The organism is Streptomyces pratensis (assembly GCF_016804005.1).
GTDB classification, from domain to species: domain Bacteria; phylum Actinomycetota; class Actinomycetes; order Streptomycetales; family Streptomycetaceae; genus Streptomyces; species Streptomyces pratensis_A.
Genome location: NZ_CP051486.1, coordinates 6512815 through 6535442, shown reverse-complemented (window position 1 = coordinate 6535442; position 22628 = coordinate 6512815). Strand labels below are relative to the sequence as shown.

The following is a 22628-nucleotide window of genomic DNA, read 5'->3' as shown; positions in this document are numbered from 1 at the left end:
CCGGTTGCCGCGGAAGTTTCAGTCGTCATAGCGCCTCGCCTGGGCCGTGAACATGTCCGCGTAGCGTCCCCGCTGTCGCATCAAAGAGGTGTGGTCTCCCCGCTCCCGGATCCGGCCGCCGTCCAGCACCAGGATCTCGTCGGCGTCCTTCACCCCGGACAGCCGGTGGGAGACCATGACGGTGGTGTTCCCCCGCCCGGCCAGCTCTCCGGCCTCGCCGAAGAACCGCGCCTCGGCCTGGGCGTCGAGAGCCGCGGTGGGCTCGTCGAGCACCAGCACCCGGCAGTACGCGGGGTCGAGCGCCTGCACCGCCCGCGCGGTCGCGACCCGCTGCCACTGGCCGCCCGACAGGTCCACGCCGCCGCGCACCCCCTTGGCCAGCAGCGGCGAGGGCCCGGCGGCGGGCACCAGGTCGGCGACGAGTTCGCGGGCGGCTTCCCGCACCGTGACCGGCGCGCCCGGGGCGAGGGTGACATTCCGGTCCAGGGTCGCCGGGTAGCGGACGAAGTGCTGTCCGAGGTAGGCGAAGGCGGGACGCGGCCGGCCGTCGGGGGAACCGACGGGCAGGCCGTCGCAGGTGACGGTGCCACGGTCCGGCAGGAGCACGCCGGTGAGCAGGCGGACCAGGGTGGACTTCCCGGCGCCGTTGAGACCGACGACCGCCAGGCTCCGCCCGAGGCGCACCTCGAAGGTGAGGTCGTCGAAGACCTGTTCGCCGCCGGGGTAGCGGAACGACACCCGCTCGAACCGTACGACGCTTCCCTCGCCCGGCACCGGCAGCCCGGGGTCCCGGTCCGCTTCGGACGCGGCAGCCGCCGGGTGCGGGCGCAGCACTCCGGAGGCCCTGACCCGGGCGAACAGGAGGACGGCGCGCCCCGAGTGGACGACGTTCATGGTCACCGCGAAGATGCCGGTCAGCGCGGTGAGGGCGGAGACGCAGACGGCGAGCCCGCCGGCGTCCGGCAGGCCGTCCGCCGACCGCCGGGCGAGGACGGTGAGCAGCACCAGACCCGACAGGAGCACGGCCGCGTAGGCGAACCGCACCGGCCAGGAGGTCCGGGAGGGCACGTCACCGTCGGCCGTGGCCGCCTCGTGGTACCGCTCCACGGTCCAGTCGGCCGCTCCGAAGATCTTGATCTCGCGGGCGGCGGCGGGGGAGAAGGCGAGGGAAAGCAGGTAGCGGGGGCGGCGGGTGGAGTCCGCCACCGAGTACGCCTTGCCCTGCTCCCGGTCGTAGTCGGATTCCAGCAGCAGCGCGCAGAGCAGGAAGCTCGCCACGACCAGCAGGCCGGGGAGGGGAGCGAGGACGACCAGCAGGCACCCGGCGAGCACCGCCTGACCCCGGGTCAGCAGGTGCTGGCAGGTCGCCACGACGAGCTGGCGGACCGGCACGGTGTCGCGCAGCGTGTCCACCAGGGCTCGTACGTGGGCGTCGGAGCCCTCGGGCGCGGTCACGGTCGCCTCGATGGCGGCGGCCTCGACCGTCCGTTCCAGTGCCCCGCCGTACAGGTCGGAGACCGTGGCGACCAACAGCGTCGCGAGCTGGCCCACCAGGAAGACCGCGACCAGGGCGGCCACCACGGGCGCGAGCGCCCCGGTGCCCGTCGCGTCGGGCAGCGCCGACCCGACCAGCAGGCCGGTGCACCACGCCGATGCGGCCGGGGCCGCGGCCGCCACCAGCAGCACCGCGCCCGTGCAGACGGTCCAGGCAGGCAGGGGCCGGAACCCCACGGTGAGGGGCGTCAGCCGCAACCGGTCCGCCCAGGTCCGGGGCGTGCCGCTCACGCCGCCCTCCAGTCCCGTACGGCGGCCGCCGTCGCCGCCGGGTCGTCCAGATGGAACATGTGGCCTCCCTTGACCTCGGCGCGGGCCGGACGGGTGAGGTACGGCGCCCAGTGCTCCCACGCCCCCGGCGGGCAGACGGTGTCGTCGGTGCCCACGAGCAGCAGGGCGGGAGTCCGGGCCAGCCGGCCGTCGGGACGGTAGGAGCCGTACAGGCGCAGGTCGCGGCGCAGCCGGGGCGCGAATGCGGCGAACACCTCACGGTCGGCGGGGGTGGGCAGCCGGTCCCGGACGGTGCCGAAGGACCAGTCGAAGAGCTCGTCGTCGGTGCAGGTGCGGGCGTCGGTCCTGGTGGGACGCGGGACACCGTCGCCCGGCACCCCGGCGGCGATCACGACCCCGGCCGCGGGGGTGCCGCGCCGCTCCAGCTGCAGGGCCGTCTCGAACGCGACCAGTCCGCCGAGGCTGTGCCCGTACAGGAAGGCTTCGCCGAAGTCCGTGGCGTCCTGGCTGCGGAGCCGGTCCGCGACGAACTCCCGCACGCTGCCGGGCGGGCTCCCCCAGGCCTGTGCCCGCGGGTAGTCCACTCCCCGGAACGTGAGGGGCGCCAGTTCCCGTGCCAGCGGGCGGAGCTGGTGCGCGAGTCCGCCGCTGTGCGGGTAGCAGTACAGCTCGGTCATGAGCCGCCTTCGCCGGTCGCACGTGCGGCGATGTCGTCGGTCATCTCGTCGATGCTGGCGAACATCAGCATGTCGATGACGTCGTACTCGACCGCCCAGCGGGCCGCGATCACCTTGGCGACCGCGAGGAGGTCGACGGAGTCCAGCCCGAGGTCCACGGCGCCGAGGCGGCCGCTCTCCTCCGGGGTGGGACGGTCGGAGGCGATCCGGTCCAGGACGAGTTCCAGCACCTGCCGCCGGATCGTCCCCGGGTCGGCGGTGGTGGGGCCGGCGGTGGTGCCCGGACGCTCCTCCGGTGCTGCGGCCGGTGCCGGTGCCGAAGCCACGGGGGTGGCCCGGACAGTGCCGGAGGCCGGGGCGCCGGTCCGCCGGACCGTGACGGCGCGGTCCGACACCACGGCGTGCACGCTGGTGCCGCTGGCGCCGAACGAGCTGACGCCGACCCGTACGACACCGTCGGGGCCCGTGGGGCGCAACGGCACCGGTTCGGCGGAAGGGCGGGCGACCCCGCCGGCGAGGGCGTCGGGGGCCCGGGTGAAGTTCACGGTGCCGGGCATGGCGCCGCGCCGCAGCCCGAGGAGGACGTTCACCAGTGAGGCGACTCCGGCCGCCGCGTCGAGGTGGCCGAGGGCGGGCTTGACGGAGCCGACCGGCAGCGGCGCCGGGCGTCCCGCGAACACCTCGTCGAGCACGCTGAGTTCGATCAGGTCGCCGACGGGCGTGCCGGTGCCGTGTGCCTCCACGTAGGAGATGGCGTCCGGCTGGACTCCCGCTGCCCGCAACGCCCCGCGCACCACCCTGAGCTGGCCGTCGTAGGCGGGTGCGGTGTAGCTGGCGCGCGCCGAGCCGTCGCTGCCCTGGTGGATGCCTTCGACGACGCCGTGGACCTCGTCGCCGTCGCGCAGCGCGTCGGTGAGCCGCTTGAGGACGAACACTCCGCCGCCGCTGCCGCCGACCGTGCCGTCGGCCGAGGCGTCGAAGGCGCGGCAGACCCCGTCGGGGGAGAGGATGCCGCCTCGCTCGTGGCGGTAGCCGCGCTTGCCCGGGAAGTACAGGGAGGCCGCTCCGGCGAGCGCCAGCCCCACGCGGCCCGCGTTCAGCAGCATGCAGGCGTATTCGACCGAGACCAGCGCCGTGGAGCACGCGGTCTGCACGTTGACGGCGGGGCCGGTCAGTCCCAGCCGGTACGCCACGCGGCCGACCGTGTGGTCGCTGCCGTTGCCGACGAGGATCTCCGGGGGCACCGCCTCGTCGAGGAGCTTCCGGTCGTGCCGGAGGTGATGGGTGAACCAGCTGGACAGGTCGTTGCCCGCGTAGAGACCCATGCCGACGCCGCCCACACACGCCACGTCCTGGCCCGACACCTGCTGCGGCGGGATCCCGGCGTGTTCGAGGGCCGCCACCGAACAGTCCAGGAACAGCAGTTGCTGGGGGTCGGTGACGCGGCGCTCGCGGGTGGAGAGCATGTCGATGTGCTTGGCGCCGTCGACTGTCCAGCCGGTGGCGGCCGAGCGCGGGACGTAGTCGGGGCGGTCGATCTCCGCCGGGTCGATGCCCTGCTCCAGCAGTTCCTCTCTGCTGTGGGTACGGACCGCGCTGCGGCCGTCGGCCAGGAATCCGTCGAGGTCGTCCAGGCTGTCACCGCCCGGGAGACGGGCGGCGTAACCGATGATCGCGATCGGGCCGGTCATCGCGCACCGCCGTCCGCCGCCGGCGCCCCCGCCGCCGACGCGCCTGCGGTCGAACGAGCCCTGGGAGCACGGCCGTCGAGCGCCCCGGCGAGTGCGGTGATGCTGGGGTAGCGCATCATGTCCACGAGTGTGACCTCTTGTTTCTCCTCGCGCGCTATGCGCTTGGCCAGCAGCGGCAGGTCGACGGAGGTCATGCCCAGGTCGAACCAGTTGTCGTCGGGGTTGGCCTCCAGACCGGGCAGCACCTCGCGGGTCAGGCGCAGCAGCCGGCCCGCGAGATCCTCGCCGTCGCCGTCGCCGTCGCCGTCGCCGGCGGCGTCGGTGGGGGCGGGCTCGGGGGCGGCCGGTGCATGGGCGGCCGGTGCCGGGATCCGTACCCGCAGGCGGCAGGCGCCCTCCTCGTTCACGTACCGGTTGCGGGCGGCCACTCCGAGGAGCAGGGAGTCCGGCCGGTCGCAAGCCGTCAGGACGTCCGCCAGATCCTGGAGGGCGACGGTGCGGATGCCGGAGAGCGTCGCGACGTCCTCGCCTCCGGTCAGGTGTTCCGCGCCCTCGACGCGGGAGCAGGAGACGACGCCGACGGGTACGTCGGCCAGCGCGGCGCGTGCCTCGGCCGCCGCGCAGGCCGCCGCGTAGTAGGGCACACCCGCACCGCCGAGATGGGCGTTGACGGACGACAGGACCGTCACCGTGGCGCCCAGTTCGCGTGCCGCCGCGAAGGTGTTGTCGAGGCCGTCCGTCTTGGGACGGACGACGTCCGGTGGCGGCACCCGGTCACCGACGTCCGGGGAGCCCGCGAGGTGTACGAGGTGCACCGGTGTTCCGCCGCCTGTCCCGTCCCCGGTCAGGGCGCGGACCAGGGCACTGCGGCCCTCCTCGGTGCTGATGTCGCAGGCGATTCCCGCGCCGCCGGTGGCGGTGCGCCCGGCGACCGTGACGCGGTGACCGGCGCGGGTGAGCCGCGCGGCGAGGGCGGTGCCGAGGCGGCCTGTGCCGCCGATCAGGACGTGGTGTGCGGGCCCGGCGGGCGCGGTCCGCAGCGTGACGGGGACGAGGGCGCGCGTCCAGGTCGTTCCCCGGCCGTCCAGGTACCTGTCGCTGAGGTCGGAGCGGCCGGCCGTCGCCCGGACGGCGTCGTGGCCGGCCCGTGGGTCGGCCCAGAGCGTGCGGACGTTGGCCCTTCCGCGTTCCGCGAGGTACGCGCGGATCCAGGCGGCGAGCGGGTGCGAGATCGCGGCAGGGCCTGTGCCTTCCGCCCGCTCCCGGACCAGGACGGTGACCGGTGCCGTCCTGGACAGCCGCGCGCCCAGCTCGTCCAGCCAGGGCGCCCACCGGGCGCAGGCGGCCAGCAGGTCCTCCGGACCGTCGAGGAGGGTGCCGGCCCCGAGGCCCGCTCCGTGCAGGACGACTCCGGCCCGTCCGTCCGTGGGGACGACGAGGGGCGTGCCCGGGCCCAGCGGGACGGGCGGGACGCCTGCCGCCCTGTCGGCAGGGCCGTCCGCCGTCTCGCGCTGCCAGACGACCCTCGATCCGCGCACCGAGCCGGCCGGCACCTCTTCGGCCGTCGTGGCCCCGGTCTCCGCGGCTGTACGCGTGCCGGCGTCCTCCTGGACGAACCGTTCGACCAGCTGCTTCTTGCGCACCTTCCCGATACCCGTCCGTTCGATGTCGGACGGCTCCACGACGATCACGCGCCGCACACCCAGACGGAGTTCGGCGAGCAGGTGCGTCCGTACCGCTCCGGGCAGCCCGGCGGGGTCGGCCCCCTCCGCGGCGGCGCAGAAGACGACCGGTTCCTCGGTCCCCGACGTCCGGGACCGGTGTCCGACCGCCACCCCGGTCCCGGGGGCGACACCCGGCGCGCCCTCGACGGCGGTCTCGATGTCGGCGGCGTTCCAGTTGACGCCGTTGATGATGAGGCGGCCCTCGTCACGGCCGGAGATGTGGAGCCCGTCGTCGGCGATCCACCCGAGGTCACCGGTGCGGAACCAGCCCTCCGCGTCGGGGTCGGCCGCACCCGCGCCGACCGCGTACCGCTCCAGCACGGAGGGACCGCGCACCTCGACCCGGCCGATCATCGGCCCGTCGGCGGACTGCTCCTCCAGCGGCACGATCCGGATCTCGGCGCCCGGAACCGGGAAGCCCACCGAGGGAACGCCGGGCGCGGCGGTCCGCGTGTCCAGGCAGGTGTTGTAGGCGACGCCCGAGCACGTCTCGGTCATGCCCCAGGCCGGGGCCACGATGCCGCGCCGGAGGCCGAACAGGGCCAGCCGGTCCTCGAACTCCCTTACGTCGCGGACCGATACGGCCTCGCCGCCGTTGAGGTAGAAGCGCAGCGAGGACAGGTCGTAGGAGGACCCGCCGTCGAGGACGCCTGCGGTGCGGGAGAGGAGTTTGAGGGCGAAGTTGGGTGACCAGGTCGCCGTGACCCGGTGGGCGTCGACCAGACGGAACCACTCCTGGGGGTCGGAGAGGATCCGCCCGGGGGCGACCGTGATGTGTTCGGCGCCGATGTAGGCGTCCCGCACCAGGTTCATCATGATGCCGCCGACGTGGGAGAGCGGCATCCAGTTCAGCCCGACGTCGTGGGCGCCCAGGCCGTTCATCCAGCTGGATCCGGCGGCGACGGAGAGCAGGGCCGCGTGGCGCTGGGCAATCACCTTGGGGCGGCCGGTACTGCCGGAGGTCATGAACGAGACGGTGCGCTCCGGGTCACCGGTGAGCGGGTGGCTTCCGTCCCAGGAGGCGCGACGGGCGGCGGTGCCGGCGGGGCGTTCCTCCGCACGAGCGGCCGAGGCGTCGGCCCTCACCACCGGGATGCCGTGGTCCGCGAACTGCTCCCAGACGGAACCGTCGAACTCGGCGGTGTCCCGGTGGGTGACGATCAGCGAGAAGCCGTACTCGTCGCGGAGCCTGGTCACCCAGGCCTCGATGTCCGCCGGCTTGGAGGTGAGGAGCTCCGCGGGTACGAGGATCGGGTCCAGGTCCGCCATGACGCAGGACCAGAACCCCAGCAGGGTCGCCGACGGTTCGACGGTGGCCAGCAGGACCCGTGCGGTGTGCCCGCCGGCCGCCTCCCGCAGCCGGTCCCCGAGGACCAGCGACAGGTCCGACAACTCAGCCCAGGAGAAGCGCAGTTCACTGCCGTCTGAGTCGATGACGGTGATTCCCCGGCCGCCCTCCGCAGCCCTGGTGAGGGTGTGGCCGAGGGTCACCAGGCGGTCCCGGGGCCCGTCGGCCACCTCGGGCGGAGGGCCGGACAGCGCGATGATCCCGGTCTGTCTCCGGACGGGAGGACCGGCCCGCTCCTCCCGTTCCTCCCGCTCCGGCAGGGCTGCGGACCGCGTACCGGACACCTGCCCCGGTGCGAGGTCCGTCCCCGGCAGTTCACTCACCTCGACGCCCGGCACCAGCTGGGCGAGGCGCCTGCGCAACTCAATTGCGGGTTCGTCCCGTTCGAGCTCGACGTCGAAGAAGGACGCACCGTCTGCCCCGGGTTCGCCGATCGTGAACCGGCGCACCCGGATGTCGTCATCGAGGGCCTCGGCCAGCGGGCCGAGGTCCGGGGTTTCGTCGTGTCGCATGCTCATCCCGTGTCCAGAGACTTCCCGTGTCCGGCGACTTGTGGCGTCCGGGGACCATTCACGTCCGGCGGCTCGAGGTGTCCGGAGGCTCATCGCGCCGGGCGCCCTCGTGTTCCGGAGGTTCCTCCCGCCAGGCGGCCTCGTGTTCCGGAGGCTCCTCCCGCGAGGCGGCCTCGTGTTCCGGAGGCCTCCCCGGCGTCGTGAGGCCTCCGGATCCGGAGCGCTAGAGGCTGGGAGCGGTGGGAACGCCGTCCTTCAGCACCAGGTAGTGGCTCTCCATGTAGTTGGCGGGGGTCTTGATCTGCTTGCCCCACGGGTCGAGCGCGATCCGCTGCATGCCGTCCGGCGCGTACTCCAGCATGATCGCCTTGCGGGCCCAGCCGCGCTCGTTGCCGCCGGTCATGTGCGGGAGGGTCGCGGTGAAGACGGCCATCGAGCCCGCGCGCATCGGGACCGGGATCATGCCCTTGGGGTCCTCGCCGAAGACGTAGTTGCCGAACTCGCTCCGGTGGTGGCGCAATGTGCCGACCCGGTGGCCGCCGGGCAGCACCCGAAGGCATCCGGACTCGACGTCCACGTCGGTGAGGGCGATCCACACGGTGAAGAGCTGCTCGTAGTCGACGAAGGTGTAGCCGGTGTCCTGATGCCAGGGGAACGGGTCGGAGCAGCGGGCCGGCTTGTACACCGACTGGTCCCAGTAGAGCCGTACGTCGGGGCCGATGATGTCGTGGCCGAGGTGTTGGAACAGAGGCAGCACGGAGAGCTGCTGCACCGCGCGCAGGCGCCGCGAGGGCTGGGCGCCGAAGCTCATCTTCTTCTCCGCCTCGGTGTTACCCGTCCGGCGCAGGGTCTCCAGCCGCCGGGCGTCGTGCTCGTCGAGTTCGTCGGTGAGCCGCTGGAGGAAACCCGTGTCGAAGACGTCCTCCAGGATCACGTAGCCCTGTTCGTTGTACTGACGGGCCTCGGCCTGGGTGAAGATGCGTCCCCGTTCGCCGATCGGGTCCCAGGTGAAGTCGGTGTTGAGCGGGTGGCGTTCGAACCTCGGCCAGAAGCTGGACTGGAGGCCGAAGGTCTCCTGGCAGAACAGCGCCCAGTCGGAGCGGCGGTCGGCCGCCAGGGGCATCCGCGAGCCGGGAAGGTGGACGCGCAGGTCCTCGTCGACGACGACCTCGACGTCGTCGGGCAGGACACCGTCCTCGAATCCGAAGGCGCGGGCCGCGGTCTCACCGGGGTCCTCCCAGAAGGCGTACCGTCGGACGTCCCCGAGCGTGGCTTTCCGAATGGCTGACATCGAATCGTCCCTCCTAGCCACGCGCCGATGCGCGGGAGTCGTCTGTGGAGCCGGGTTCTTCGGTGCCGAGGGCCGCCGAGAGTTCACCGACGGTGGGGTGCAGGTACACGAGATTGACCGGCAGGGTGCTGCCGAAGCGGCTGTTGAGTTCGGCGACGACCCGGATGGCGGCGATGGAGTCTCCGCCGAGGTCGAAGAAGTCGTCGGCGTCGCCGAACTCGGTCCGGCCCAAAGCCTTCTCCCAGGCCGCGCGCACCTCGGTGAGGGGCACGGCGCCGCCGGTGGCGGGCGCCTCCGTAGTGGCCGCCTCGGCGGGGGTCTCGACGGCCGTCCCGGTCCCGGTCCGTTCGGCGAGGAGGACGGCGGCCCGCCCCACGGCGGTGACGCGTCCGGAGGCGTGCTGTGCGGCCAGCGCCGTGAGCATGCCCGACACCGCGTCCGGCCCGGAGGGCGTGCAGGGCAGCGGGGCGTCCGTCTCGAAGTAGGTCCAGGCGGACAGGCCCACCACCACGTGGTCGTCGCTCGACCCGGCCCCGGTCGACATGGCCCGGATCTCCAGCAACGCGCCGTCGCCGGAGGCACCTTCACCGACCCGGTCGGCCAGGCCCAGCATCGAGCACACCAGGGCGGCGCCGAGAAGGTCCTGTTCGGTGTCCACCGACAGCCGCACACCGGCGATCCGGGTGAGGTCGCAGCGTTCCAGGACGGCGGCCGCGGTGGCCCTGGCCTTGCTGACGGCCAAGCCCGCCGGCTGCTCCTGGCCGTCGAGGCTCAGGGTGCGCACCCAGTCGTCGCCGGTGCTGCGGACCGCCCCGGCGGCTGCGCGGGCGAGAGCCTCGGCGGCCGTCCCCGACGAGGGGCCGACGGGTGCGGACACCACGGCGGGCCGGTCCCCGTACCGTTCGGTCAGGGAGGCGTAGAGCGTCTCGAAGCACTTCTCCGCCGCCGCGTCCTCCATGGAAGCGCCGATGTCCAGCGAGAGGGTCACCGTGTCACCCGGCTCGACGGTGAAGGTGACGGCGAGCGGGAACCGGACCACCTCGGTGTGCATGGGGAGTTCACGGATGGCGGCCTCCCCCAGGCTCATCGAGTCGAAGTAGTCCCAGGCGAAGGTGACGTCGGGGGTGATCCGCCGCCGCTCCGGGTCGCCCGCGGTCTCGGACTCGAAGATCTGGGTGAAGGTGAGCGATCCGTGGCGCAGGCCGTTCAGGACGGCCGCCCGGCAGTGTCCGCGCAGGTCGCCGGTGGTGGGGGCGGCCCACAGCGGCAACAGGTTGGCGTTGCTGCCGTACTCCTCGGTGCGGGGGCGCAGCGCGGGGAACGAATACAGCAGGGGCCGCCCCGCGAACTCGTCGAGGCTGCTGATGGTGGTGGCGAAGGACTCGACGAACGGGGTGACGCGCTGCTCGCGGCCCCGGGCCTTCACGGTGCCGAGCCAGTCGGCGGGGAGCCGGCGGCTGTAGCGGCGGCCTCGCCAACTCCGGTCGAACACCGGTCGGCTGCGGGCGTGGTCGAGGGCGTCACGCGGGATCCCGGCGACGGCCTTCCGCCAGTAGGTCCGGTCGGCGTCGGCGCCGGAGGTGTCCACCGGGGGACGGGGCGGGAGTTCGGCCGTCCCGGAGCCGCCCGAGTAGATCCGGCCGACCTGCTCCAGGATCTCGGAGAACTGGGTCCCGTCGATGATCGCGTGGGAGGCGGCCAGGTGCAGCAGCATCCCGTCGGCGGAACGCCGGCAGCGCAGCACGATGGCGCATCCTCGCTCCGGGTCGAGCGGGTACCGCGCCAGGTCGCTCGCGACGCGGTCGCAGAAGGACTCCTGGTCGGGGGCGATCCCCTCGTAGAGGACGAAGGCTTCCCGGTGCGCCTGGGAGAACCCGGGGACGATGCCCCCGTCGCCGGTGGGCCGCACGGTGAGCCGCAGGGCGGGGTCCCGGCGCAGCACCTCGTGGAAGGCGTCCCGCAGCCGGCCGGGGTCCACATCGCCGCGGATCTCGAAGAGCCGCTGAATTGTGTAGGCGGCCATGGCCTCGGGGCTGGACTTCGAGGCGGCCCAGATCTCCACGGCACCCCGGGTGAGGGCGACCGCCTCCCCGGAAGCGGGTTCCGCGGCGGCCGGTACGGAAGCCGGACCGTCGGCGGGCTCGGCGACGGGTGGTGCGGCGGCGGTTCCGGCGACGGGTGGTGCGGCGGCGGTTCCGGCGACGGGTGGTGCGGCAGGTGCCGCGGCCGCCGTGGCGCGCTCTGCGACTGCGGAGGGCCTGGTGTGCCCCACAGCCGTGGCGGGCGTGTTGTGCTCCGTCCCGTTGATCTCGGCGCGCAGGCCCACCAGGGCCTCGACCGTCGCATTCCACCGGTCGGGTTCGCCGACGAAGTCGACCAGGCAGGAGATCTCGGTGGCGCCCGCGTCGCGCAGCACCTGGCACTGCCGTCGCCATTCCTCGGCGGTGCCGACGAGGCTCAGCCCGTCGAGCAGACGCCGGGCGGCCGCCCGGGTACGGGGCGTCCAGTCGACGCGGTCGAGCGAACCGGGGTCGGGGTGGGTGCTCCGGAAGGTCTGGAGCATGTAGTTCTCGAGATCGCGGCGCGCACCCTCACGGGCCGCCTCGTCCGGGGTGAACGCCGTGTGCACCAGCACGGTGACCTCGCCGCCCTCGGGGTCGAGTCCGGCCTCCCGGCGGCCGTCACGGTAGGCGCCGAGCTTGGTCCTCAGCTCGTCCAGATCCTGCTGGATCAGGTTGGTGAGGATGTTCCGCCCGGTCCGCCCGGCCTGCCGGAACGACCGCTCGTCGCCCAGCACCGCCTGCCACAGCGGCAGTCGCGCCTGGAGGGGCTTGGGGAAGAGTTCGACCTCGGCGGCGGTGCCGGCCGGGCTCTCCACCCTGACCTTCTCTCCGGCCCACAGCCTGGTCATCTCGTCGATCCGCCGCTCGAAGAGCTCGCGCCGCTCCTCGTAGGGCGCCTCGGAGAGGACGAAGTCGCGCCGCATCCATCCGGAGGCGACGGCGACGCCGACCCGTCCCGCGCTGGCGACGTCGAGCATCGCCCAGTCCTCGGCGACGGTGACCGGCGAGTGCAGCGGGAGTACGGCGCTGCCGGCCCGCAGGCCGATCCGCGAGGTCCGGGCGGCCACGAGGGCGGCGAGGACGGCCGGGTTCGGGGAGAAGCCCGCGAAGCGGTCGAAGTGCCGCTCCGGGAACCAGACGGCGTCGAGTCCACCCTCATCGGCGGTTTCGGCGAGCCGCACCACACGGTCGTAGAAGTCACCGCCGTGCGCGGCGTCCTGCATACCGAAGAAGGACAGGCTGACGGCGAGGGGGCGCTGTGCGGAGGTCTCCTCGCCGGTCGCGCCGGAGTCCTGCGAGGTGCGTACCGCGCGGGTCACCGCGTCGACGATCTCGTCCAGCACTTCGTCGGTGTGCGCGTCGGAGACGTAGCTCAGGCCGGTCTCCGTGATGTAGACGCCCTCGGCGATCAGGTTCCGCCGGAACTGGTGGAAGTCGCTGCCGACGAAGGCGAAGCTGGTGCTGTTGGCGCGGACGAACCGGAACGCCGAGCCCCGGCCGATCACCCGCACACCGGCGTCCGCGTCACGCAGCACGGCGTCGATCCGGCCGCGCAGCAGGTCGCCGCGCTCGTTCAGCCCGACCAGGAAATCCGGCCCCCGCTCGATGAGTTCATTCATCACGGCGTTCGCGGCCGCCACCGAGAGCGGGTGCTTGACGTAGGTCCCGGCGGTGTAGGTGAGCCGGTCGGAGGCCACCCGCAGGTCGCGGGTCCAGGGGCCGCCGTCGATCAGGTCCATGATCTCGGCGCGTCCGGCCACCACGGAGATGGGAAGGCCCGCACCCACCGTCTTGCCGTAGGCGACGAGGTCGGCCTCCACTCCGTGGAGCTCCTGGAAGCCGCCGGGTGCGAACCGGAAGCCGGTGAGCACCTCGTCGAGGACCAGCAGCGCACCGATCGAGCGCGTCACCCGGCGCATCTCGACGGTGAACTCCCGCAGGTCCCGGTCCGGGTACTGGTTCTGCAGGGGCTCCATGACCACGGCCGCGATCTCGTCGCCGTGGTCGATGAGGAACTGCGGCAGCTCCGGATCGTCCACCGAGCCGATGAGGACGTCCTGCGCTCCCGAGGCCGGCACGCCGGGGGCGTTCGGCGTCGCGGCGCGCAGGGCGCGCCCGCCGGGCTTCGGTCCGTAGAGGGTGGCGTCGGAGTGGCCGTGGTAGCCGTTCCGCAGCAGGACGATCTTCGGCCGGCCGGTGTGTGCGCGGGCCAGCCGCATCGTGGTGAAGACGGCCTCGGTGCCGGTCACACAGAAGTTGACGCGCTCGACGCCGGTCAACGTCTGTATCTTCCGCGCGAGTTCACCGGTGGCGGCGATCTCCGTGCCGAGGTGGATGCCCTGGTCCAACTGGTGACGGAGGGCCTCGGTGACGAAGGCGGGGTTGTGGCCGAAGAGGTGGGAACCGTAGCCCATGGCGATGTCGACGAGCCGGTTGCCGTCGGCGTCCCACACGTAGGGACCGTCGGACTTCGTCACCCAGACGGGATACGACCCGGCCCGCTCGCTCTCGTCCCGTTCGGCGAAGCGGCGGTTGTTGCAGAGGGTGTCCTGGTAGGTCTCGGAGAGGCGCAGCGATTCGGCCGTCGCCTCGGCGAAGGTCCGTGCGGCGGCGGGCCTCCGAGCCGGTTCCTGCACGGCCCTGACCGCGGGCTCCGGCGCCACCGCGGCGACCGGCGCCACCGTGCGGACCGGAACGGCGGGGACCGGAACGGCGGATGCGGGAACGGGGACAACCGGCGCGGCCGGAGCGGGCGCTGACGGGACCGGCGCGGACGCGGACGGAGCCGGGTCCGGTACGGACGCGGCGGCGGGCAGCGCGGCGGACGGAGCCTCCTGCTCGATCCAGCGGGCGACCGCGTCCACGGTCACGACGTCTTCGAACAGTTGCTGGACGGAGATTTCGACTCCGAAGTCCTGTTCCACCCGGTGTGACAGTTCGATGAGTACGAGGGAGTCGGCGCCCAGGTCCAGGAGCGGTGTCTCGGCCGGTACCTCGTGCCGGATTTCGAGCAGTTCGCCCACGAGGGCGCCGATGCGTTCCACCAGTGCGGTGGGGGTCTCCTGTGCCGTTCCCGTTGAGGTGGCGGCTGCTTCGGGTTGTTCCTGCTCGATCCAGCGGGCGACCGCGTCCACGGTCACGACGTCTTCGAACAGTTGCTGGACGGAGATTTCGACTCCGAAGTCCTGTTCCACCCGGTGTGACAGTTCGATGAGTACGAGGGAGTCGGCGCCCAGGTCCAGGAGCGGTGTCTCGGCCGGTACCTCGTGCCGGATTTCGAGCAGTTCGCCCACGAGGGCGCCGATGCGTTCCACCAGTGCGGTGGGGGTCTCCTGTGCCGTTCCCGTTGAGGTGGCGGCTGCTTCGGGTTGTTCCTGCTCGATCCAGCGGGCGACCGCGTCCACGGTCACGACGTCTTCGAACAGTTGCTGGACGGAGATTTCGACTCCGAAGTCCTGTTCCACCCGATGCGACAATTCGATGAGTACCAGGGAGTCCGCGCCCAGGTCCAGAAGCGGTGTCTCCGCCGGCACCTCGTCCCGTATCTCCAGCAGTTCACCGACCAACGCGCCGACACGCTCCACGACAGTCATTCCGAGAGACCCTTCTGCATTCACTTTGCCCGGACGGGCGCGACGATCGCGTGGACATTGGTGCCGCTCATTCCGAACGCGCTCACCCCGAGCGCGGACGTCTCGTGCTCAGGCAGGGGCGTGTCGTCCAGCACCAGCCGGACGTTGTCGCCGGACCAGTCGACGCGGGGGTTGGGAGTCCCCTCGGACCGGGTGCCGGGGATGATCCCGGTGCGCCGCACGGTGGTCGCCACCAGCAGCGACAGCAGCCCCGAGGAAGCCTCCAGGTGGCCGAACCGCGGCTTGTTGGAACCGATCAGCAGCGGTCGCCCCTCACCCCTGCTCCGCGTCCGGTAGGCGGCAGTCAGAGCCGACACCTCGAGCGGGTCACCGAGCCTGGTCCCCGTTCCGTGTGCCTCGACGTAGGCGACGCGGTCGGGGTCCACCCCGGCCCGTCGCAGCGCGCGGACCACGACATCCTCCTGTGCCGCCCGGTTCGGGACGGTGACGCCTGCGGTCCGGCCGTCCTGGTTCACCGCGGTGGCGACCCGCACGCCGGCCCCGTCGGCTCGTTCCGGCGCGGCCTTCAGCACGAACGCGACCACGCCCTCGCCCACGACGAAACCGGAGGCCCGGTCGGTGAAGGCGTTGCACCGCGCACCCGGGTCGATCGCACCCGTGGCTTCGCGCAGGACGCGGCCCTGCTCGCTGCGGACCAGGTGCGAGGCGACGACCAGCGCGCGGTCGATCTCGCCGTCCCGGATCGCCGCCGAGGCCAGGTGCAGGGCCAGCAGCCCCGAGGAACACGTCGAGTCCACCTGCATGCTCGGGCCGCGCAGATCGAAGGCGTAAGAGATGCGGCCGGCCGCCATCCCCCGGTTGTTGCCCACGCCGACGGAGCTCAGGTTCGCGGCCGGCACCTCGGTCAGGTCGACACCGAACAGGTGGTCGGATTCCGTCATCCCCACGTAGACACCGGTTCGTGAGCCCTTGAGCTCCTCGGGTGCCAGGCCCGCGTCGGCGAACGCGGCGAGCGCGACATCCAGCAGCAGCAATTGCTGTGGGTCGATGTAGCGGGCATGCCGCGGCGATATGGCGAACTGGAGGGGGTCTATCAGAAGTTCCTCGTCGGCGAACGCCAACTCGTTCCGCGCGTGACCCGGCGGCCCGTAGAGAAGACTCTCGAACTCTTCCCGGGAGCGCACTTTTCCGGGGAGAGCGAGCCCTTCACCGGCGATTTCGACAAGAGGCATCTGCGAACCCGATCCCCCTACTGGGAATTTAGCCGAATGTCGCACCAGACAGGGAATGAGCAGAAACGACCGTGCCGTCGCGAAGAAATCTCTCCCCTGGGGGAGGCGTTCTGAATTAATCTGCGTCAATACCTGAGAAGGTGAACTCGGTGTGCCGAACAGTTCGAGTCTGGCGATCACCGGTCGGCACGTCAACACCCCCTATAAAGAAATAGGGGTTGTCGATAACCGGGTCATTCGGCCTGGTCATGCGAAATCTGGCGTATCCGGCCGAGGCCGTCCTCTTCCGCCTCGAAGCTTAGAAACGGTCCACCGGCGCGGTCGCGTGTCCGGCACGTGCCGCGGCCTTCGGGTCCCCCCGAGGGCGTGACCGGCGGCGGAAACCGGTGGCGCGGCCGCCCTCCCGTGTCGCCGGCGTGAGGCCCTCGGCCCGCCCGGCACCCCCAGCCACCTGGCCGACGGCACGCTCGCGGAACGCCACGTCCTGGACATCCGGTTCTTCGGCACCTTCGACGACGTACTCGCCCACGTGGTGGCGGGGAAGGTCGAGTTCGCCCTGGTGCCGAGCGCGTACGGGGGACTCACCCGTTTCCACTGGCACCGGGACCTGCCGGACGGTGGACGCCTCGGCCGGCACGGTGCTGCCCGGGCTGTGGGACTCCCACGTCCACCCCTGGCAGTACACCTACGGTGCCAGACAGGGCGCCCTGCAACTGGCGTACGGCATCACCACCACCGTCTCGCTCGGCGGCTTCGCACACGAACAGGCCAGGCTGCGCGAGGACATCGCCGCCGGCCGGCTCGCCGCGCCCCGGCTGCTCGCCACGGGAGAACTCCTGGACGGCTCACGCGTCGGGTACAGCATGGGCCGGGCCCACCGGACCACCGAGGGCTTCGCCCGCTCACTGGCGCGGGCGACGGCTCTGGACTGGGACTTCGTCAAGACGTACGTACGAGCGCCCTACCGGGACATGGAGCGGGCCGCCCGGCACGCCCACGAACGGCTCGGGGTGCTCAGCGGCTCCCATCTGGCCGCGCCGGGAATCAGCTCCGGCCAGGACCTGACGACCCACCTCCTGGCGACCGACCGGCGGAATACGGCCAGGGCGCGACCGGCGAGGGATACACCCACCAGGACACCCGCGAGCTGTACACCCGGGGAGGCTTCCATCTGATCGCCACCCCCTTCACGGCGATGCCGCTCGTCGGTGACCGGCCCGAGGTCGCCGACGACCCGCGCGTCTCGGTGATGCTGCCGCCGTGGGACGTGAAGACCGTCAAGGATCTCGCGGCGCGGCCCCCGACCGGCATCGAACTGGACGTACTGACCCGGGAGGTCGACGCGTACCGGCGGGTGGTCCGGGGCGGCGGGCGGCTCGTCCTGGGCACGGACGCCCCCCTCTCCCCGGTCGGACTCCACCTGCACATCGCGATGCGTGCCCTGCACCGGCACGGTTTCGGTACCGCCGAGGTGCTGACCACGGCGACCCGCACGCCCGCCGAGGTGTTCGGGGTCGCGGACCACCTCGGCACCGTGGAGGAGGGCAAGATCGCCGACCTCACCGTCGTCGACGGCGACCCGTTCACCGACTTCGACGACCTGATCCGGATCACGTCGGTCCTTCGCGCGGGCACGCTCCACGAACGGGCCGCACTCGAAAAGGCCTTCGCCCACCCGCGGCCGCGTATGTCACCCAGGGGCGGCTGGGCCGCCGCGGGCGAACAGATGGTCAGGGACGGGTGCTGCGAGGTGCGCCACAGGTGACCAGGGGCCGGCGGTGGCCGGTCGCGGGTCGTCGAACGCCCGAATGCTGCTGCGGTACGTGGAAGGATGTCGGCCATGCCGAGGCCGACATCGCTTTCCGAGGTCCGTGACCGCATCGACGCGCTCGACGGGGAACTGGTCGGGCTGCTCGCCCGGCGCGAGTCCCTGGTCCGTGCCGCAGCTGCCTTCAAGTCCGACGAACAGGCGGTCCGCGCCCCGGACCGCGCCGAGCGCGTCGTCGCCGCGGCCCGGGCCAGGGCCACGGCCGCCGGGCTGGCGCCCGAGGTGGCGGAGGCCGTCTGGCGTGCCATGGTGGCGGCCTTCATCGACCTCGAACTGGGCGAGCACCGCGGCGACGGCGGCTCTCCGGCCGGCTCAGTCGCCGACGGCGCAGGCGTCGCCGTTGAGCATGAACCGCGGCGGTGACGACGCGTCACCGGTGTGGCCGGCGAGGTAGCCGAGGGTGACACTCGAACCCGGAGCGATCGTGGCGTTGTGCGAGGCGTCGGCCGCCTTGATCGTGTTGCTCCCCTGGGTCAGGTCCGTGTTCCAGTCGGAGACGACGGTCTGCCCGAGGGCCAGCGGGAATTCGAGCGTCCATCCGTTCACGGGAGTGCTGCCCGTGTTGGTGACGGTGAGGTCGACCGTCATGCCCGTACCCCAGGACTTCACCGTACGGTCCACACGGCAGTCGGGTTCATCCTGCGCGAACGACACCCGGTGCAGTCCGCCGGGCAGATCGTTGACCACGTAGAACTCCCCGTCGGCGGTCGTTCCGATCGACGTCACCTGGGTGGGCATCTCCCCGATCTCGGCCTGCTCGTAGCCGCCCTCGCCGTCCGCGCGCAGCGCCCAGACCGTGGACGAGCAGTAGTCCGTGGCGATGTACGTGCCACCGACCAGGCCGGCGTACTTCTGGCCCCGGTAGACGTGGCCGCCGATGACCGAGCAGCCGCCGGTGTACGGCGAGTACGTGAAGACGGGCTCGGTGTACGTCTCTCCGGCCACGCAGTCGCCGCCCTCGAACTTCTCCAGGCCCTCGTAGCAGGACCAGCCGAGGTTCAGCCCTCCCCGTCCGGGCGCGATGTGGTCGACCTCCTCCCAGCGGCCCTGTCCGACGTCGCCGATCCACATCGAGCCGTCGGCACGGTCGAAGGAGAACCGCCACGGGTTGCGGAGTCCGTACAGCCAGATCTCCTCGCGGGCGCCGGAGGTGCCCACGAAGGGGTTGTCGCCGGGAACGCAGTAGGCGAGCGGGCCGCAGCTACGGCTCACGTCGATGCGCATGACCTTGCCCAGCAGGGTGTCCAGCCGCTGCGCGGAGCGGAGGGGGTCCGCGGAGCCGCCCCCGTCGCCGATGCTCCAGTACAGGTTGCCGTCCGGGCCGAACGCGAGCTGGCCGCCGTTGTGGTTGCTGAACTCGGCGTGCTCCTGGGAGAGCAGGACCTCCAGGCGGGACTCGTCGAGCCGGTAACGGGCGAGGGTGACCGCCCCGTCGGGCAGGGCCGTGTACGCCAGATAGAGGTCCTGGCTGCCGGCGAAGCCGGGCGGGACGGCGATGCCGAGCAGGCCGCGCTCGTTGCCCGACTCGTCCACGGCCGACTTGATGTCGACCACCGGGGTCGCGGCCAGTCCGGTGTCCGGGTGGTAGACGCGTACGGTGCCGGACTTCTCGGTGATGAACAGCCGGTCCGTGCCGTCGTCGGGGGCGGCGATCGCGGTGGGCCGCTTCAGCCCTGAGGCGACCTGGGTGGTGGTCGCGCTGAGCGAGGGGAGGGGGACGGGCGGGATGCCCTGTGCCGTTTCCGTCCGGTCCGGCACGGAATCCGCCGTGGCGGGGGACGAGAGGGGGGCGGTCAGCAGGAGGGCCAGCAGGAGGGACCTGGCCCAGCGGCGTCTTGACATGTGTCGGCTCCAGACAGGGGGACGCTTGCGCAGCGGTGGGGTCTTCGCACATCGGTCGTGCCTGCACGCGGTGGCGGTTCCATGGAGAGCAAGCGCGGCCAGGCTGCGTCCGCAGCGGCATGGGAGCGCTCCCGCACCAGGCTGCGCGTCGCGGGGCGGGGCGACAACGCGTGATTGCGCCACCTTCCGGGTCGCGTGGCGCGAAACGATGCGCGAGCCGCCGCGCCGGGCCGGGCGCCGGGCCGGCCCGGAGGCCGTTCCCGTCAGGTCGTGACCGCTGCCGCGTCCGCTTCCGGGCGGGGTCGCTACCATCCCGTGTGACCGAAACAGCCAAACAAGGTGTACCCCGCACACGCATACTCGCCGACCTGACGCCGCTGCGTTCCTCCCCCGACTACCGGCGGCTCTGGTTCGGGAACACCGTTTCCTGGATCGGGCAGGGCATGACGGCGCTGGCCGTCTCCCTCCAGGTCTACGACATCACCGGGTCCGCGTTCTCCGTCGGGCTGATCGGTCTCTGTTCGCTCGTCCCGCTGGTGCTCCTCGGGCTCTACAGCGGGGCCGTCGCCGACACCGTCGACCGGCGCAAGCTCGGGCTCTACAGCGCGACCGGGTCGTTCGTGCTCTCGGTCGTACTGGCGGCGGTGACCTTCGCCGGGATCGAACATGTGGGGCTGCTCTATGTGGTCGTCGCCCTCCAGGCCGCGTGCTTCGCGCTCAACTCCCCGGCCCGCAGCTCGATGATCGCCCGGCTGCTCCCGGCCGAACAGCTGCCCGCCGCCAACGCGCTCAGCGCGATGACGTCCACCACGGGCGGGCTGGTCGGGCCGATGCTCGGCGGCCTCATCGTCGGCTGGTGGGGTTACCGCGCTGCGTACACCGTCGACGCCGTCACCTTCACCGCCTCGCTGTACGCCATGTGGCGGCTGCCCTCGATGCTGCCCGGCCGGGCGGAGGGGGAGAAGGGGGCCAGGAGGGCCTCGGTCCTGGACGGTCTGCGCTTCCTCGGCACCCGGCCCAATCTGCGGATGACCTTCTTCAGCGACCTGTGCGCCATGGTGCTCGCCCACCCGCGCGCCCTCTTCCCCGTGGTCGCCGTGGTCTGGTTCGGCGGCGACGCGCGGACCACCGGGCTGCTGGTCGCAGCCCCGGCGCTGGGGGCCCTGCTCGGCAGCGTGTTCTCCGGGTGGCTGGGCCGGATCAGACGGCACGGGTTCGCGGTGCTGATCGCCGTGGCCTGCTGGGGCGGAGCCATCGCCGCGTTCGGGCTCGCGCGTCAGCTCTGGCTCGGGCTGATCCTGCTCGCGCTCGCCGGGTGCGCCGATTCCATCTCGATGGTCTTCCGCAACACCATGCTCCAGGCGGCGGTGCCGGACGACATGCGCGGCCGGCTGCAAGGCGTGTTCATCGTCGTCGTGGCGGGGGGACCCCGGCTCGGTGATCTCGTGGCCGGCTCCGTCGCCGACCTCACGTCCCCGGCCGTGGCGGTGACCGGCGGCGGGATCGCCTGCGTGCTGCTGGTGTGCCTGCTCGGGCTGCGCTGGCGCGGCTTCGCCCGGTACGACGCGAGGGACCCGCAGCCGTAGGAGAAGGCCGCCGCCCATGTCCCGGGACGAAGCTGTCCGGCATGCGGGCGGCGCTTGTCGCAGTGCCCCTGGCGCCGCCAGGATGCCCGCATGGTCACCGCTCTCGTGTCGCGCCGTCACGTGGATCTCCTGCGTGTCTCGACCATGCTCTGTCGGGCCGGTCTCCCGGCCGGTCTCCGCTGTCCGTCCTGTCGCTGACGTGACACCCCACCGGCCCGGATCCGGCTTTCTGACGCCTTCGCGTTCCTGATCCCACCCGCACACCCCGGCTGCCGGTACACCTGTGCATCCGTACGCCCGTCGGGCGTTCCCCGCTGCCGACCCACGAGGATCCGTCATGCCCGAGAACCCGCTCCTGCTCCACTGGTTCCTGCCCACGGGCGGCGACGGCCGCGATCCCGGCGGGGTCACGGCCGTGCAGGGGAGGACCGGCGCGGCCACCCGCCGCCCCGCCGACATCGGATATCTGGCCCAGGTGGCACGCGCCGCCGAACAGGCCGGATTCCATTCGCTGCTGACCCCCGTGGGGCTCGGCTGCGTCGACCCGTGGATCCTCACCTCGGCACTCACCCAGCACACCGACCGCATCGGTTTCCTGGTGGCCTTCCGCGCCGGGTTCACCAGTCCGACGCTGCTGGCCCAGCAGGCCGACGCCTTCCGGCGGTTCGCCGGCGGGAGGCTCAGGCTCAACGTCGTCACCGGAGGGGACCCGGCCGAACAGCGGGCGTACGGCGATCACCTGGAGCACGACCGGCGCTACGCGCGCACCGACGAGGTGATGGCAGTCCTGCGCGACCTCCTCGACGGCAAGCGCGTCGACCACAGCGGTGAGCACCTGCGCGTCGAGGGCGCCCAGCTCCACGACCCGGCTCTCCAGCACCCCGTCCCCCTCTACTTCGGCGGCGCCTCCCCGGCCGCCGAAGCCGTCGCCGCGCGCAGGGCCGACGTGCAGCTGCTCTGGGGGGAACCGCCCGCGGCTCTCGCGGAGCGCATCGCCCGGCTCCGCGAGGCCGCCCCCGAGCTGCGCTACGGACTGCGGCTGCACATCATCAGCCGGGACACCTCCGCCGAGGCGTGGGCCGAGGCGGACCGCATCCTCGCGGGCATCGACCCGGAGGCCGTCCGCGCCAGCCAGGAACGGTTCGCCCGCATGGACTCCACCGGTCAGGCCCGGATGGCCGCGCTGCACGGCGGCTCCGCGGCCGCCGCGGACCTGGAGGTCGCCCCGAACCTCTGGGCCGGCATCGGGCTCGTACGGGAGGGGGCCGGCACAGCGCTCGTCGGCTCGCACGACGAGGTCGCGCGCCGACTGTACGAGTACCGGTGCCTGGGGATCGGCGAGTTCATCCTCTCCGGCTATCCGCACCTGGAGGAGGCCTACCGGGTGGGCGAGGAGGTCGCCCCGCGGCTCCGCGCACTCGTCGCGGAGGGCGGAGCGTGACCGTGCCGGGCCGGC

At 72.4% G+C, this 22628-nt stretch carries 12 protein-coding genes and 1 pseudogene; 4 read left to right on the top strand and 9 right to left on the bottom strand.

Features of this window, described 5'->3' with window-relative positions:
* Nucleotides 1-18: 18 nt before the first annotated feature.
* The 8 genes from HED23_RS27215 to HED23_RS35455 all read right to left on the bottom strand — a co-directional run bounded on the left by HED23_RS27215 (nucleotide 19) and on the right by HED23_RS35455 (nucleotide 16517).
* Complete coding sequence (locus HED23_RS27215; RefSeq protein ID WP_203186021.1) at nucleotides 19-1785, bottom strand: ATP-binding cassette domain-containing protein; 1767 nt, start codon at nucleotides 1783-1785, stop codon at nucleotides 19-21.
* Complete coding sequence (locus HED23_RS27210) at nucleotides 1782-2462, bottom strand: thioesterase II family protein (RefSeq protein WP_203186020.1); 681 nt, start codon at nucleotides 2460-2462, stop codon at nucleotides 1782-1784. Before HED23_RS27210 ends, HED23_RS27215 begins: the two co-directional genes overlap by 4 nt.
* Nucleotides 2459-4153: a polyketide synthase gene (locus HED23_RS27205; RefSeq protein ID WP_203186019.1), complete on the bottom strand. Its 1695-nt coding sequence runs from the start codon at nucleotides 4151-4153 to the stop codon at nucleotides 2459-2461. The genes HED23_RS27210 and HED23_RS27205 overlap by 4 nt, the downstream gene beginning before the upstream one ends.
* On the bottom strand, nucleotides 4150-7737 hold the full coding sequence (locus HED23_RS27200) for an AMP-binding protein (RefSeq protein ID WP_203186018.1): 3588 nt from the start codon (nucleotides 7735-7737) through the stop codon (nucleotides 4150-4152). Before HED23_RS27200 ends, HED23_RS27205 begins: the two co-directional genes overlap by 4 nt.
* Before the next feature lie 223 nt (nucleotides 7738-7960).
* The gene (locus tag HED23_RS27195; protein ID WP_203186017.1) at nucleotides 7961-9028 is read right to left on the bottom strand and encodes a phytanoyl-CoA dioxygenase family protein; all 1068 of its coding nucleotides are present in this window, start codon (nucleotides 9026-9028) and stop codon (nucleotides 7961-7963) included.
* A gap of 13 nt (nucleotides 9029-9041) precedes the next feature.
* Nucleotides 9042-14684 (bottom strand): MupA/Atu3671 family FMN-dependent luciferase-like monooxygenase, encoded by a 5643-nt coding sequence (locus tag HED23_RS27190; RefSeq protein ID WP_203186016.1) that lies wholly within the window; start codon nucleotides 14682-14684, stop codon nucleotides 9042-9044.
* Between the two features lie 20 nt (nucleotides 14685-14704).
* Nucleotides 14705-15916, bottom strand: a complete 1212-nt coding sequence (locus tag HED23_RS27185) for a polyketide synthase (protein ID WP_203186015.1) — start codon at nucleotides 15914-15916, stop codon at nucleotides 14705-14707.
* A gap of 298 nt (nucleotides 15917-16214) precedes the next feature.
* Nucleotides 16215-16517: a hypothetical protein gene (locus tag HED23_RS35455; RefSeq protein ID WP_238442116.1), complete on the bottom strand. Its 303-nt coding sequence runs from the start codon at nucleotides 16515-16517 to the stop codon at nucleotides 16215-16217.
* A 10-nt stretch (nucleotides 16518-16527) separates the two neighbouring features.
* On the opposite strand from HED23_RS35455, the pseudogene HED23_RS27180 reads away from it, so the two are divergent.
* Together HED23_RS27180 and HED23_RS27175 are read left to right on the top strand one after the other, a co-directional pair.
* Nucleotides 16528-17681: pseudogene (locus HED23_RS27180) on the top strand (amidohydrolase family protein); the annotation flags it as partial.
* Nucleotides 17682-17756: 75 nt separating this feature from the next.
* Nucleotides 17757-18107 (top strand): chorismate mutase, encoded by a 351-nt coding sequence (locus HED23_RS27175; RefSeq protein WP_203186014.1) that lies wholly within the window; start codon nucleotides 17757-17759, stop codon nucleotides 18105-18107.
* Here HED23_RS27175 and HED23_RS27170 read toward each other — a convergent pair.
* The gene (locus tag HED23_RS27170) at nucleotides 18057-19586 is read right to left on the bottom strand and encodes a PQQ-dependent sugar dehydrogenase (RefSeq protein WP_203186013.1); all 1530 of its coding nucleotides are present in this window, start codon (nucleotides 19584-19586) and stop codon (nucleotides 18057-18059) included. The two genes, HED23_RS27175 and HED23_RS27170, sit on opposite strands and share 51 nt — an antisense overlap.
* A 317-nt stretch (nucleotides 19587-19903) precedes the next feature.
* On the opposite strand from HED23_RS27170, the gene HED23_RS27165 reads away from it, so the two are divergent.
* Nucleotides 19904-21172 (top strand): MFS transporter, encoded by a 1269-nt coding sequence (locus HED23_RS27165; protein WP_203186012.1) that lies wholly within the window; start codon nucleotides 19904-19906, stop codon nucleotides 21170-21172.
* Nucleotides 21173-21509: 337 nt separating this feature from the next.
* Nucleotides 21510-22613 carry an LLM class flavin-dependent oxidoreductase gene (locus tag HED23_RS27160; protein WP_203186011.1) on the top strand — a complete coding sequence of 368 codons (1104 nt, stop codon included), beginning with the start codon at nucleotides 21510-21512 and terminating at the stop codon, nucleotides 22611-22613.
* Nucleotides 22614-22628 lie beyond the last annotated feature (15 nt).

What these genes read in the sequence shown, in the direction of transcription:
- HED23_RS27210 (WP_203186020.1), bottom strand. Translation starts at nt 2,462, where the DNA reads ATGACCGAGCTGTACTGCTACCCGCACAGCGGCGGACTCGCGCACCAG.
- HED23_RS27170 (WP_203186013.1), bottom strand. Translation starts at nt 19,586, where the DNA reads ATGTCAAGACGCCGCTGGGCCAGGTCCCTCCTGCTGGCCCTCCTGCTG.
- HED23_RS27160 (WP_203186011.1), top strand. Translation starts at nt 21,510, where the DNA reads ATGCCCGAGAACCCGCTCCTGCTCCACTGGTTCCTGCCCACGGGCGGC.
- HED23_RS27185 (WP_203186015.1), bottom strand. Translation starts at nt 15,916, where the DNA reads ATGCCTCTTGTCGAAATCGCCGGTGAAGGGCTCGCTCTCCCCGGAAAA.
- HED23_RS27190 (WP_203186016.1), bottom strand. Translation starts at nt 14,684, where the DNA reads ATGACTGTCGTGGAGCGTGTCGGCGCGTTGGTCGGTGAACTGCTGGAG.
- HED23_RS27200 (WP_203186018.1), bottom strand. Translation starts at nt 7,737, where the DNA reads ATGCGACACGACGAAACCCCGGACCTCGGCCCGCTGGCCGAGGCCCTC.
- HED23_RS27175 (WP_203186014.1), top strand. Translation starts at nt 17,757, where the DNA reads ATGCCGAGGCCGACATCGCTTTCCGAGGTCCGTGACCGCATCGACGCG.
- HED23_RS27205 (WP_203186019.1), bottom strand. Translation starts at nt 4,153, where the DNA reads ATGACCGGCCCGATCGCGATCATCGGTTACGCCGCCCGTCTCCCGGGC.
- HED23_RS27195 (WP_203186017.1), bottom strand. Translation starts at nt 9,028, where the DNA reads ATGTCAGCCATTCGGAAAGCCACGCTCGGGGACGTCCGACGGTACGCC.